This window comes from Bradyrhizobium liaoningense (assembly GCF_018130785.1).
Taxonomy (GTDB): Bacteria; Pseudomonadota; Alphaproteobacteria; order Rhizobiales; family Xanthobacteraceae; genus Bradyrhizobium; species Bradyrhizobium liaoningense_A.
This window is the reverse complement of record NZ_JAFCJT010000004.1, coordinates 368370-381499: the sequence shown is the minus strand read 5'-3', so window position 1 is coordinate 381499 and position 13130 is coordinate 368370. Positions and strand designations below refer to the sequence as shown.

12 protein-coding genes are annotated in these 13130 nt (G+C 64.4%); 7 read left to right on the top strand and 5 right to left on the bottom strand.

Features of this window, described 5'->3' with window-relative positions; genetic code table 11:
• Positions 1-144 precede the first annotated feature (144 nt).
• The 3 genes from JQ627_RS14180 (at position 145) to JQ627_RS14170 (ending at position 2190) form a co-directional block, all read left to right on the top strand.
• Positions 145-489, top strand: coding sequence for a hypothetical protein (locus JQ627_RS14180; RefSeq protein WP_249143070.1), 345 nt, complete (start codon positions 145-147; stop codon positions 487-489).
• Between the two features lie 36 nt (positions 490-525).
• On the top strand, positions 526-804 hold the full coding sequence (locus JQ627_RS14175; RefSeq protein ID WP_212484794.1) for a DUF1488 family protein: 279 nt from the start codon (positions 526-528) through the stop codon (positions 802-804).
• A 252-nt stretch (positions 805-1056) separates the two neighbouring features.
• A complete protein-coding gene (locus tag JQ627_RS14170) occupies positions 1057-2190 on the top strand; it encodes an alpha/beta hydrolase (RefSeq protein ID WP_312015761.1) in 1134 nt (377 codons plus the stop codon).
• 61 nt (positions 2191-2251) lie between these two features.
• Here the strand turns inward: JQ627_RS14170 and JQ627_RS14165 are convergent, their stop codons facing one another.
• From JQ627_RS14165 to JQ627_RS14155, 3 genes are all read right to left on the bottom strand, one after another.
• Entirely contained in the window at positions 2252-2965 is a 714-nt protein-coding gene (locus tag JQ627_RS14165; RefSeq protein ID WP_212484793.1) for a class I SAM-dependent methyltransferase, read from the bottom strand.
• Entirely contained in the window at positions 2962-3420 is a 459-nt protein-coding gene (locus tag JQ627_RS14160) for an Rrf2 family transcriptional regulator (RefSeq protein WP_212484792.1), read from the bottom strand. Before JQ627_RS14160 ends, JQ627_RS14165 begins: the two co-directional genes overlap by 4 nt.
• 396 nt (positions 3421-3816) lie before the next feature.
• On the bottom strand, positions 3817-5838 hold the full coding sequence (locus tag JQ627_RS14155; protein WP_212484791.1) for a YgiQ family radical SAM protein: 2022 nt from the start codon (positions 5836-5838) through the stop codon (positions 3817-3819).
• A gap of 330 nt (positions 5839-6168) precedes the next feature.
• Here JQ627_RS14155 and JQ627_RS14150 point away from each other — a divergent pair, with 330 nt between their 5' ends.
• A complete protein-coding gene (locus JQ627_RS14150; RefSeq protein ID WP_212484790.1) occupies positions 6169-7107 on the top strand; it encodes a DMT family transporter in 939 nt (312 codons plus the stop codon).
• Positions 7108-7273: 166 nt separating this feature from the next.
• Positions 7274-7438, top strand: a complete 165-nt coding sequence (locus JQ627_RS14145; protein WP_212484789.1) for a hypothetical protein — start codon at positions 7274-7276, stop codon at positions 7436-7438.
• Positions 7439-7444: 6 nt separating this feature from the next.
• Here JQ627_RS14145 and JQ627_RS14140 read toward each other — a convergent pair whose 3' ends face one another.
• Together JQ627_RS14140 and JQ627_RS14135 are read right to left on the bottom strand one after the other, a co-directional pair.
• Positions 7445-8110, bottom strand: a complete 666-nt coding sequence (locus JQ627_RS14140; protein ID WP_212484788.1) for a GntR family transcriptional regulator — start codon at positions 8108-8110, stop codon at positions 7445-7447.
• An 8-nt stretch (positions 8111-8118) separates the two neighbouring features.
• Positions 8119-9531, bottom strand: coding sequence for an FAD-binding oxidoreductase (locus JQ627_RS14135; protein ID WP_212484787.1), 1413 nt, complete (start codon positions 9529-9531; stop codon positions 8119-8121).
• A 178-nt stretch (positions 9532-9709) separates the two neighbouring features.
• Here JQ627_RS14135 and JQ627_RS14130 point away from each other — a divergent pair, with 178 nt between their 5' ends.
• Together JQ627_RS14130 and JQ627_RS14125 are read left to right on the top strand one after the other, a co-directional pair.
• Positions 9710-10594 carry a dihydrodipicolinate synthase family protein gene (locus tag JQ627_RS14130; RefSeq protein WP_212484786.1) on the top strand — a complete coding sequence of 295 codons (885 nt, stop codon included), beginning with the start codon at positions 9710-9712 and terminating at the stop codon, positions 10592-10594.
• A 202-nt stretch (positions 10595-10796) separates the two neighbouring features.
• Positions 10797-13130: a TonB-dependent siderophore receptor gene (locus JQ627_RS14125; RefSeq protein ID WP_212484785.1), complete on the top strand. Its 2334-nt coding sequence runs from the start codon at positions 10797-10799 to the stop codon at positions 13128-13130.

Sequence of the window (13130 nt, the reverse complement as noted above, 5' to 3'; positions counted from 1 at the left end):
GCTCGCCGATCGTGATCACGGCATGAAAAATCAACTTATTGGCTCACGATAACAAGAAACCCGGGGGCATGTGACTTAAATCGCTTGTCTGCCCCCAGACTGGTCTTGCGTTCTCGGGGCAGCCCCTTTTCCCCGGAAGCTACGATGGCCTTGATGTCCAGCAATGACGGCGCCGCGCCGCCCATCAACGTGAAGATATTGCGAGGGTACGGAAAGTTGCTCGGACTTCCCGATATCGCCCATGGCTCGCGGATGGTTGCGCTCGAACGTGTCGGGGATTGCGAGATCAGCATGTTCGAAGCGCTGGGAGCGGGCTTGTCCGAGAGCCCGTTGTTCTGGATGGAGCTGTTCGACCTCAGCGTTCATGGGTCACGCGACAGTCGCGGCTGCCATAACATGAGCGATGCGGTCGCAACGTTCGAGGATTTTGCCTCGCAAGCACGCCGTTTGGCGGAGCCATCGCTGTGTGCCGCCGAAACGGCAGGCTGACAATTGCCGCGTCCACTGAGAGTTCCCGACAAAGCCGTGCAGCTGACCCGCGGCCGGCCTCTGCGATACGACGCCAAGCGAATGGCATTCCTGTTTACGATGATGCACGGCGCAAACAGCGTCGATTGCGAGATCAGCAGCAGTGCGCTGGATGATCTCGACGGCACGAAGGGCACGCTGCCCGTCCAAAGGGAGGCCCAGTTCATGCGCCTGCGCCAAATGGTCGAGCGCGTTGCATCAGTCACGTTCGAACGGCAGGGCCAGCTCAAAGGCGAGCCGGTTCGCATCTTCTCCAAGCATATCAAGGCGTTCTGACGATTACCCAAAGCAAGGCCGGTGCTGCAACCGCAATGCATATGCAGTTTGTGCCACGCGGGACGTTCGACATCTCCTCATAAACATGTCGCTCTACTTTGATCGGAAAAGCCAGATTCCACCCTTCTCGCCCGTTGAGTGTTGCCCGGCTGTGACATCTGCGCACGCCCGGCCGGTGTAGGCTGGTTGATATCCGGCGTCGTTTGAACGGCGTCGGATGGTGGACTGTCGCATTATTCCGTCGTGTTGTGAGTGTTGTCGGTGGTCGGAACAAGTCGCATCATTGCTTCAGCAGTTTTGTTGGCTTTGCCGATCGCAATGGTGCTCGCTGGTTGCGCTGGGCGTCCGTCGCAGGGCGTTTTGATTCCAACAGCGCAGACTGTCGCGGGAAACACGAATGTCCCGATCTATGCCGTAACCAATCGCAAGCGATCGGACCTCGATCCCGGCGAGATGTTCAACGGTGAACGTTCCGACGCGCTGTCCTTTGCCGAGGTGACCGTTTCGATCCCGCCCGATCCCGCGCGGAAGATCGGCGAAGTGCAATGGCCTGAGCGCCTCCCCGGCGACCCCCAGCGAGATTTTACGACCGTGTCGGCGGACTATCTCGACAAGGCGCGCTTTGCCGCGTCTGTCACCGCGGCCGTGAAGCAGTCGGGTCGGAACAAGGTGCTTGTCTTCGTTCACGGCTTCAACAACCGTTTCGACGATGCAGTGTATCGCTTCGCGCAGATCGTTCACGATTCCAAGGCGCCGGTCGTGCCTGTGCTTTTCACCTGGCCATCGCGCGGCGAGCTGAGGCTGCGCGCCTATACCTATGATCGGGAGAGCGCGAATTTTTCGCGCGATGCGCTCGACAATCTGTTGAGCACGCTCGATAGCTCGCCTGCCGTCGGCGAAGTCTATCTCCTGGCTCATTCGATGGGCAATTGGATCGCACTGGAAGCGTTGCGTACGCGCGCAATCCGTGGCCCGGTCATCGCGTCAAGACGCAGCAAGCTGAAAAATGTGATGCTGGTGGCTCCCGACGTGGATGTCGATGTTTTCCGCTCGCAATTGTACCGGATGGGCGGCGCGCGGCCGCCCATCTCGCTGTTTGTCTCGCGCGACGACGGCGCACTCTCGCTGTCGAAGACGATATGGGGCGACGTCGCCCGGCTGGGCGATATCGACCCGACCCAGGAGCCTTACCGAAGCGAACTCGCGCGCGATCGGATCGACGTTTACGATCTGACCAAACTGGCGGTTGCCGGCGATGATGCGCACGATCGGGCGTTCGAGCAGGTAGGGCCGGTTGTCGCAATGATCCGGCAACGCATGGCGCAGGGCCAGGCGCTGGGTGAACAGAAGGCGGACCCGAGCCCGCTCGCCCGGCTTGCCGAATAGCGGGAGAGACGGCGCCTGCCTGGCTTGCCTCACGGCGGTGTGTCGACGAAGCCGTGACGCCTCAGGCGTACGCGACCCAGCCGCGGAAGGTGAAGCCGGTGTAGAACAGGGATGCGCCCGTGAAGCCAGCCTGGCGCAAGATCAGTTCATCCTGCTCCGGCGCCAGAATGCTCAATTGCCCGTCGACCGCTTTTCGCGCGGCCGCCGCCTTGTCGGGCGCGACGCCGGATGCGGCGAGGTAAGCGGAATAGCGCGAGAGCCAGATCGGCCGTTCATCGTCGCCACCGGGGATGCTGAAATGAGCGGCCACGAACGGCGCGCCCGGCTTGAGCCGGCGGTGGATTTCCGCGGCGATGCGCCGCCGTTCCGCGACATCGACGAAGTGCAGGGTCAAAAGGCACGTCGCGCCGTCGAACGGCCCCTCCGGCGCATTGTCGATATAGCCCTGGTGCAGATGCGCGCGCGAGGCGAGCGAGCCCAGCGTCTGCTTTGCGAGATCCAGCATCGCTGTTGACGGGTCCACGCCATCAAAGCTCCAGCGCGGCTGCGCCTGCGCAAAGGCCTTCAACTCCAGGCCGCCGCCGGCGCCGAGAACGAGGATCCGCGCATCGTCACGCGCACGCTCGGCCAGGAGGATCGCCGCCATGGACAGCATGGAATTGTAGCCGGGAACGAAGCGCGGCGGCCCTTCGGTGTATGTCGCCACCATTTTCGGATCGGCGAACGCGCTTTGAATGTCGGTCACGATGCTGTCCTGTTGAATGGCGCCGATCACGCGTGATGCGCGCCGATACCTTGATGCTTTCGGGATCCGAGGCGCTTGCGCAGATCGTCGGCCAGCCTCGCCAGCGTCACCTCGCCGAGGCGCGCCAGCAGCAACGCTTCGGCATCCTGAAATGCGTGGTCGAGCGCGGCATTGACGGCCTGCTCGACCAGACAGCCGGGCGCCTCCGTCCGGTTGCCCATGGCCAGCAGCGCGGGACTGCCGAGCGCGGTGTAGACGTCGCGCAGCGTCACCTTGGAAAGATCGCAGGCCAGCGTCCAGCCGCCGCCGTGACCCTTCTCGGAGCGGACATAACCGAGGTCCCGCAGCCCGGCCATGACGCGGCGGATCACCACCGGATTGGTGTCCATGGCTTTCGCCAGGGTCTCGGACGTGAAGGGGCCGGGCTGCTGCGCCATGTGCAGGAGCACATGGAGCACGCCGGACAAGCGGCTGTCGCGTTTCATGTAACTCTATATGTTGCATGATGGCGGCGAGGTCAACCAGTTTCGGTGCGCGCGTAGGCGGCGCGCGCCTCATCGGCCGGCGTGTCGTTTGGATTCAAATCGATGGCAGATGCCGTTTCGAGCATGATCCGCGCAGCGCGTTGAACAGGCCTGCGCGCGGGACGCGGCGTGAAGCTTCGGGGATATCGATACGGAGTAGCGCCGGGGGCCTGCCTAGCCCATGCGCCCGATGTTGCCATCCTGCGCCTGTTTTGCCCGACGGGTCAACGGCTCTACAAAACGCATAAGCCATTAATTCCGCGCATGCCGGCTACTGTGCATGGGGTTGTTTTCGACATTTTTGTTTTGGGGCGGACGAAAGCCGCAGGCCGAACCGGATCTCATCCGGCTCTGCCGCTACTTCATCACCCGCAGACCCTTGGTCGTGAACTTCTGCGTCTTGCCGCCGGGGCGGAGCGGACGCTTGGTGCCGGCGGCCTTGCCGGTGCCGGGCGGCTGGTGCGCTGGGACCAACTGGTGGGGCTGCGAGCCGATCAGATCGCGGCGGCCCATCTCGATCAAGGCCTCGCGCAGCACCGGCCAGTTGTCGGGGTCGTGATAGCGCAGGAAAGCCTTGTGCAGGCGGCGCTGGCGCAGGCCCTTGATCGCCTCGACCTTGTCGCTGCCGCCGCGGCGCACGCCGCGCAGCGGGTTGACGCCGGTGTGGTACATCGCGGTCGCGGTCGCCATCGGCGAGGGCAGGAAGGTCTGCACCTGATCGGCGCGGTAGCGGTTCTTCTTCAGCCACAGCGCGAGGTTCATCATGTCCTCGTCGGTCGTGCCCGGATGTGCCGCGATGAAATAGGGGATCAGGTAATATTTCTTGCCGGCTTGCTCGGCCGCGGCGTCGAACATCCGCTTGAACTGGTTGTAGGCGCCGATGCCCGGCTTCATCATCTTGTCGAGCGGACCGCGCTCGGTATGTTCGGGCGCGATCTTCAGGTAACCGCCGACGTGATGGGTGACGAGCTCCTTGATGTATTCCGGGCTCTCGACCGCGAGGTCGTAGCGCACGCCGGAGGCGACCATCACCTTCTTGATGCCCTTGGTCTCGCGCACCTTGCGATAGAGCCGGATCAGATCGTCATGCGAGGTGTTGAGGTTCGGGCAGATCTCGGGGAAGACGCAGGACGGCCGCCGGCACGCGGCCTCGACCTTCGGGTCCTTGCACGCCATCCGGTACATGTTGGCGGTGGGGCCGCCGATGTCGGAGATCACGCCGGTGAAGCCCGGCGTCTTGTCGCGGATCTTTTCGATCTCGCGCAGGATCGATCCCTCCGAGCGGTTCTGGATGATGCGGCCCTCATGCTCGGTGATCGAGCAGAAGGTGCAGCCGCCGAAGCAGCCGCGCATGATCGTCACCGAGAACTTGATCATGTCCCAGGCGGGGATCTTCGCGTCGCCATAGGAGGGATGCGGCGCGCGCGCGTAAGGCAGGTCGTAGACCGCGTCCATCTCGTCGCTGGTGAGCGGGATCGGCGGCGGGTTGAGCCAGAGATCGCGGTCGCCGTGGCGCTGCACCAGCGGCCGTGCATTGCCGGGATTGCTCTCCCGGTGCAGCACGCGTGATGCGCGCGCATAGGCTTCCTTGTCCTGCTCGACCTGCTCCAGCGCCGGCAGCCGGATCACGGTGGCGCCTTTTTGGCGCGTTGCGCCCTCGTCTGCAGAGTCGAGATCGTCGGCGTGCAGCTCCGCATAGTCTTCGGGCACGCGGCGGAACAGCGCGACGCCCCTGATATCGCTGAGCTCGCGCGCGGCCTCGCCGGCGGCCAACCGCTGCGCGACCTCGACCACGGCGCGCTCGGCATTGCCGTAGAGCAGCAGGTCCGCCTTGGCGTCGGCCAGCACCGAGCGGCGGACCTTGTCGGACCAGTAGTCGTAATGGGCGATCCGGCGCAGCGAGGCCTCGATGCCGCCGAGCACGATCGGCACGTCCTTGAACGCCTCACGGCAACGCTGGGCGTAGACGACGGTGCAGCGGTCCGGCCGCTTGCCGCCTTCGCCGCCCGCCGTATAGGCGTCGTCGTGGCGCAGGCGGCGGTCCGCGGTGTAGCGGTTCACCATCGAGTCCATGTTGCCGCCGGTGACGCCGAAGAACACTTTTGGCTTGCCCAGCGCCTTGAACGGCTCGGCCGAATGCCAGTCCGGCTGGGAGATGATGCCGACCCGAAAGCCTTGCGCCTCCAGCAGCCGGCCGATGATGGCCATGCCGAAGCTCGGATGGTCGACATAGGCATCGCCCGTCACCAGCACGATGTCGCAGGCGTCCCAGCCGAGCGCATCCATCTCGGCGCGGCTCATGGGAAGGAACGGCGCCGGCTTGCGCGGGCGCGCCTGCGCCATCAGGGGCTTTTCGGCGGTGATGATCTGGGTGTCCATGGCGCCTACGCATAGGACTCCGGGCGTACGAATACAACCGACGGACGCGTGAAGATTTGCGGTTCCGCCAGGGGCAAACCGGCTTGCGGGAGCGCGTTAACCGTTCGCGAACCCCTGCCGGCTCGCCGCCATGCTGGCGGACCATCCGCACGGCGTTCTCGACGAGGCGGAGATTGGTCACCGTCGAGCCCTGCAGCGCGGCCTCGATCCAGGCCTTGCGCATGGCGAGCATCGCCTCGCAGCCCGGAAGGGTGCGCGTGCCGCATATGCATATGAGCGATCCCGCTTCCGGGTTCTCTCCGCGGCCGACATCGGATATCCGATTGCGCCATGGGCAAGGAAATTTCTGACGGCGGTGATGACGCCGGCGCGGCGCCGTCCACCGAGGCCTGGCTCGGTGCGGTTGCGCTGATCGGCTTCATCCTGGTGGCGACCGCGCAGGCCTCAAATCAGATTCTGGCGCGCGGGCTTGCGGGCTCGGTCCCGCCCTTCGCGCTCGCCTTCTTCCGCTGGAGCATCGTTGCCATCGGGCTCGCGCCGATCGCGTTCGCCGAAATCCGCGCCGACCGCGTGCCACTTGGCAAGAACATCTGGCCGATCCTCGCGGCCGGCTTCATGGGCATGTTCCTCTGCGGCGGCCCGGTCTATGCCGCGGGCATCTCGACGACGGCGATTCACATCGCGTTGATCATGGCGCTGTCGCCGATCACGGTGCTGATGATTTCTGCGGTGCTCGGCATCGAGCATGTCGGCCCGCTGCAATGGCTCGGCACAGCGCTTGCGCTCGCCGGCGCCTTGCTCATCATCTCCGGCGGTCATCCGGAGACCTTGTTCGCACTGGAGACGGCAACTGGCGACGGGCTGGTCGTGATCGCGATGCTCGGCTGGTCCGGCTACACGCTGCTGCAATCGCGCGCGGCGCCCAAGGCGTCGCTACTGGCGCGCATGAGCCTGTTTGCAGGCGCCGGCGCGCTGTTCTCGCTGCCGCAGGCGCTGATCGAGATGTGGACCATGCCGGCGCAGGTCTTCAGCACGAAAGCGCTGTCGGCTTACGTCTTTGCCGGGATTGTTCCCGGGCTGCTCGCCTATGCCGGCTTTGCCTGGCTCGGCGGCAAATTCGGTTCGGTCCGAACCTCGCTCGTGCTTTATCTCGGACCGATCGCGAGCGCGCTGCTGTCGTTCGCAATTCTCGGTGAACCGCCAAAACCGATCCATCTGTTCGGCGGTGTGCTGATCCTCGGCGGGGTCTGGGCGAGCCTGCGCAAATAGGCCCATCCATCGGAGTTGTGGTTCATTCGCAGGAACCAACCGCCTCCGCGAACATTCTGATCAAGGGACCGGTGCGAGCCATGCTCGCGCGCGCCCCGACCATCCCGGCGCCAGTGCCGTAACCGGATTTTGCCTCGACGCATCGTTTCGGGGCGATGGGGGAGCTGTGAGTACCGTCATAGAGAACTTGCTGTTGCGAAAGCAGAACCTCGTGGAACAGCTCGAGAAGACGCAGTCGGTCGAGGACCGCGACAAGATTGAGCATCAACTCGAACAGATCAACACCGCGCTGGATTTCCTGGACAGGCCGGGATCGAGGGATACCCGGTAGAGGCGCTCAATCCACTTTCAGCGCCTTGGCGTAGACCACGCCCGAATTGGTGATGTGTGTCGTCATCGCCGCTTCGAAGGCCGCGAGCTCGCCGCGCGCGAACAAATCGAGCAGCCTGCGGTGTTCGTCGAATGACGAGCGGGTGCGCACGTCGATCGGCGAGGTCAGATTGGTGCGGAGCGCGGCGACGCGGCCCGAGACGAGCTGGTAGGATTCGCTGAGATAGCGGTTGCCGCAATGCGCGAACAGCCCCTCGTGAAAGGCGGCATCGGCGCGGCCATAGGCGATGTTGTCCTTGGCCGCGACCGCCGGCTCCATCGCTGCGATCGCCTCGCTCATCGTCGCGACCGCACCGTTGCGATCGTGGCGGAAGGCGAACTCGGCGGCTCTGGGCTCCAGCGCGATCCGGAAGGTGCAGAGCGCATTGATGTCCTCCGCGCTCGGCGTGAACACGAAGCTGCCGACCTGCGGCCGGATCACCACGAGGCCCTGCGCCTGCAACTGGCCCATCGCCTCGCGCACCGGCGTGCGGCTGACGCCGAAGGAGTTTGCCACCATCTCTTCGGAGATGGCGGCACCGAGCGCGAACTCGCCGTCGATGATCGCCTGCCGCAGCCGCAGCACCACCCGCTGCGACAACGATTTCGGCGTATCGAGCCTCAAGGATCGCATAGGCTCTCTCAGATCACCTTGCCGGGATTGAGCAGGTGATCGGGATCGAGCGCGGCCTTCAGCGTCAGCATCAAGGCGATCTCGGCATCGCTGCGGGCGTGGCCCAGCCACTTCTTCTTCAGCGTGCCGATGCCGTGCTCGGCGGAGACGCTGCCGCCCAGCTCGCGCACGAGACCGTAGATGATCGCGTCCATCTGTTCCTTCGGCTGCTGCTCGACGGAAAGACCGGTGACCCAGGAGACGAGGTGCAGGTTGCCGTCGCCGATATGGCCGTAATAGACGCTCTCGCAGCCCTTGATGCCGGAGGCCAACGCGGCCTTGCAGCGCGTGACGAACTCGTCCATCCGCGCCACCGCAAGCCCGATGTCGTAGGAGATGTGCGGTCCCAGCACCTGGCCGAACTCGGCGCAGATGTCGCGCACGCGCCAGAAGCTTTGCGTCTGCGCCAGCGATTGCGCCACGGCGGCATCTGCGAGCAGTCCGCGCTCCATCAGCTCTTCGAGCCAGTTCTGGAAGCGCGGCGCATCCAGGCTCTCGTCGGTGCCTTGCGCTTCGACCAGCACGTAGAGACCGTGGCCTGCCGCGACCGGCGGCTTCACCCCGGCGCGCGTCGTGATCACGTCCCAATAGTCCGGCCACATCACCTCGAATGCCGACAGCAGCGGGCCGAGCCCGCTTCGCGCGGCATCGAGCAGCGCGATCACCGCGGCATAGTCCTTCAGCGCGCACAGCGCCGCCATGGTCGAGCGCGGTTTCGGGAATAGCCGCAACACCACGCGGGTGATGATGCCGAGCGTGCCTTCCGAGCCGATGAAGAGATGCTTCAGGTCATAGCCCGCGTTGTTCTTCATCAGCTTGTTGAGACTGGTGATGATGGTGCCGTCGGGCAGCACCACCTCCAGGCCCAGCACCAGTTCGCGCGTCATGCCGTAGCGGATCACGCGGTTACCGCCGGCGTTGGTGGAGAGATTGCCGCCGATCGCGCAGGAGCCGCGCGAGCCGAGATCGAGCGGAAAGAAGAAGCCGGCTTCGTCCGCGGCCTTCTGGATCGTCTCCAGCGGCGTGCCTGATTTCACCGTCATCGTCGCCGACGCCCGATCGATCTCCTCGATGCCGGTCATCCGTTCCAGCGAGATCGCGACCCAGCCTGCTTCAGGCGATGCGCCGCGGCACAGCCCGGTCAATCCGCCCTGCGGCACGAAGGGCAGCCGCGCCTGCCGGCATGTCAGAATCGCATCGGCAACACCTTGCGCATCGACCGGCCGGATCACCGCAAGCGGCGTTTGCGGCAGGCTCGCGCTCCAATCGTTGCAATTGCGCGCGGGCACGTCGGTGCCGGTCAGTACGGCGGCCGCGCCGAGCTTGTCGCGCAAGGCGCCGAGCAAGTGGTCGGGCCGCTCAATGGGGGTCACCATGTTCATGCGAGACCTCCTCGGAATCTGGCTGCGTCTCATGCGCGCCGTGACGGTGGAAAGGATTTGCGTCCGTCTTGTATGTAAGGTACAAGAAAAAAAGTAAAGCAAAAACAAGGCACGGAAGGCCCTCTAAGATCGTTCGAGATCAGAGGCTTGGTCCGGGACCGCAACAATGGGTGGTGAGATGACGGAGGCAATTCGCGGGTTCTGGGTGGCGTCGGTGACGCCGCTGGCGACGGACGGCAGCGTGGACTCAGCCAAGCTCGCCGCTCACGCCAAGCAGCTTTTCGGCAAGGGCGTCGACGGCGTCGTGCTGTTCGGCACCACCGGCGAGGGCACCTCTTTCAATGTCACCGAGCGCGTCGCGACTATCGAGGCTATGCTCAAGGCCGGCGTCGCGCCCGAGCGTATCGGCATCGGCAGCGGCTTTCCCGCCATCACCGACAGCATCGCACTGACGCGCACCGTGCTCGGCCTCGGCGTGCGCCACGTGCTGTATCTGCCGCCTTACTTCGACCGCAGCGTCACGCCCGAGGGCGTCGAGGATGCTTTTGCCGCGATCATCGATGGCGTCGCCGACGACCGTTTGCGTGCTTCGCTTTATCACATCCCGCAGGTGTCAGGCGTTGCGATCCCGACCAGCGTCGCTGCGAACTTGCGCAAGCGTTACGGCAAGCTAGTTGCCGGTCTGAAAGACTCCAGCGGTGACTTCAAGCAGTTCCAGGCATTCCGTGCAGCTAGCCCCGAACTCGCCATCACCGTCGGCAATGAAGCCGACATCGCCCGCGCGATTGCCGCCGGCGGTGCCGGCACCATCTGCGGCATGGCCAACGTCGTGCCGGAGCTGGTCAAGGGCATGGTCGACGGCAAGGACGTCGAGGCGCGCATGCAAGCCGCGACAGATGTCGTGCTGAACACGCCGTCGTTCCTCGCGACGCTGAAGGCAATCCTCGCCGCACAGACGGGCGACGCGGGCTGGCTGCGCGTTCGCCCGCCGTTCCGTGCCTCGTCCGATGGTGCGGCGCTCAAGCGAAAGATTGACGAGCTGATTGCTCCTGCCATCGCGTGAGATGTAAAAATTCCGTGACACGCTGCGGTGAATTCGCGTGCAGCGTGTCGCGACTCGCGTGAAAGCAATCCGTGATTGTCGTTCAATGCTGTTCGACCGTTAGAACGATTCAACACTAGAGCGATTCAACTCTCCTCGCGGTTCTCTTCGCGTACTGCGACTGTTACAGGCGCACACTTCAACGTTCATGACTTGAAGTGGAATGAAAGTGCGTGCCTTCGTGGATGGCCAGCGTGTTTGCGGCCGTCGTCATCGTGCCGGCAAGAGCCGTGCAGGTCTTCTCATTGGTGCGGCGGTGCTGCTCGCCGAATATCCCTCCAGCACGACGACCGCGCAGGCGCAATCGGCGCTGCCGCCGGTGACAGTGGATGCGCCAGCGCCGCGACCGAAACCGGCGCGCGCGTCTGAATCGCCCCAGCGCCGGACGCAAGCCGCCGCGCGTCAGCGCAGCCGGAATGCCGCCACGCCAGCAGCACCGACAAGATCGGAACGTGCCGCAGTTGCGGCCGCCGCGCAGCAAGCCGCCAAACTCGGCTACCGCGCGATGCCGAGCTCGACCACGCTACGCAGCGGCGCCTCGCCCCTCGATACCTCGCAGGCCGTCAACGTCGTGCCTGAGCAGGTGTTGAAGGACCAGCTCCCGCGCAACATCGACGATGCGCTCATCAATGTCTCCGGCATCACCCAGACCAACACGCTCGCCGGCAGCCAGGACGCGGTGATCCGCCGCGGCTTCGGTGACAATCGCGACGGCTCGATCATGCGCAACGGCATGCCGCTGGTGCAGGGCCGCAGCTTCAATCCCGCGGTCGAGAGCGTCGAGGTGCTGAAAGGGCCGGCCTCGCTGCTCTACGGCATCATGGATCCCGGCGGCATCGTCAACACCATCAGCAAGCGGCCGGAGCTTTATCAGCACGGCTCGGTCACGCTGCTCGGCTCCGCCTTCAGTGCCTCGAAAACCGGCGCTGACGGCCTGCTCGACGTTACCGGTCCGATTGGCGACCAGGGCCTTGCCTATCGCTTCATCGGCTACGGTGTCAGCGAGGATTACTGGCGGAATTTCGGCCGGCACCGCGAGATGCTGGTCGCGCCATCACTGGCCTGGTACGGCCAGGACACCACGGTGCAGCTCAACTACGAACACCGCGAGTTCATCTATCCGTTCGACCGCGGCACGGCGTTCAATCCGGTGACCAAGGCCCCGCTCGCCGTGCCGTCCACGCGCCGGCTGGATGAGCCCTTCAACAACACCTGGGGCACCTCGGACCTGATGCAGGCTTCGGTCGAGCACCGCTTCAACCAGGACTGGAAGCTCTACGCCGGCTACAGCTACAACACCGAGACCTTCAGCGCCAACCAGCTTCGCATCTCCACACTCAATTTCACGACGGGCGTCGAGACGCGCAGCAACGATGGCACGCAGGGCTCGCTCAGCAATGCCAGCTATGGCACGTCGTACATTTCCGGCGGCTTCTGGCTCGGCAATATGCGCAACGAGGTGGTGTTCGGCGGCGACGGCCAGTATCGCACCATCTATCGCGACAATCTGATCCGGCAGGCGACTCCCGCCATCAACGTCTACAATCCAGTCTACGGGCTGATCGGACCGGGCACGACGGTGTCGAACCCCGACAGCGCGCAGACCGACAAGCTCGGCCAGTGGTCGCTGTTCTTCCAGGACACGCTGCATCTGACCGAGCGGTTCGCGCTGGTCGGCGGCGTGCGCTACATGGACTACGACCAGATCGCCGGCCGCGGAAAGCCGTTCGTCACCAACACCAATGTCTCCCAGGACAAGGTGCTTCCGCTCGGCGGCGCCATTTTCAAGCTGACCGACGAGATCTCGCTTTATGCGAGCTACACGGAATCGCTGAAGCCGAATTCGACCATTGCGCCGATCGGCATCGTGATCGACTCCAATGTCGCGCCGGAAGAAGGCGTGTCATACGAGACCGGCGTCAAGTTCGACCTGAACAAGCGCATCTCAGGTACGCTGGCGCTCTACGATCTCGACAAGAAGAACGTGCAGACGACGAAGACCAACAGCGCAGGCGTGGTCGAGCTCCACACCGTCGGTCGCGCCCGCTCGCGCGGCGTCGAGTTGGATGTCACCGGCAGGCTGACCGACAGCTGGGCCTTGATCGGCAGCTACGGCTACACCGACGCGCGGGTGACGGCGTCCGAGGATGTAACGCTGCTCGGCAGGAAGCTGCAGAACGTCGCGCTGAACACGGCCTCGCTCTATCTGGTCTATAATTTCGGTACGGCTTTGCCGGGCCAGCTCCGGCTCGGCGGCGGCGCGCGCTATGTCGGCGATCGTCCCGGCGATTCGACCAACACCTTCTTCTTGCCGTCCTATGTGGTCGCCGATATTTTCGCGACCTATGAGACGAAATACCAGAACACGCCGGTGATCTACCAGTTCAACGTCAAGAACCTGTTCGACACCGTCTACTATCCCTCCGCCGTCAACAATTTGAATGTCGCGATCGGTGACGCACGCCGTGTGTCGCTGTCGGCAACGGTGAGGTTCTAG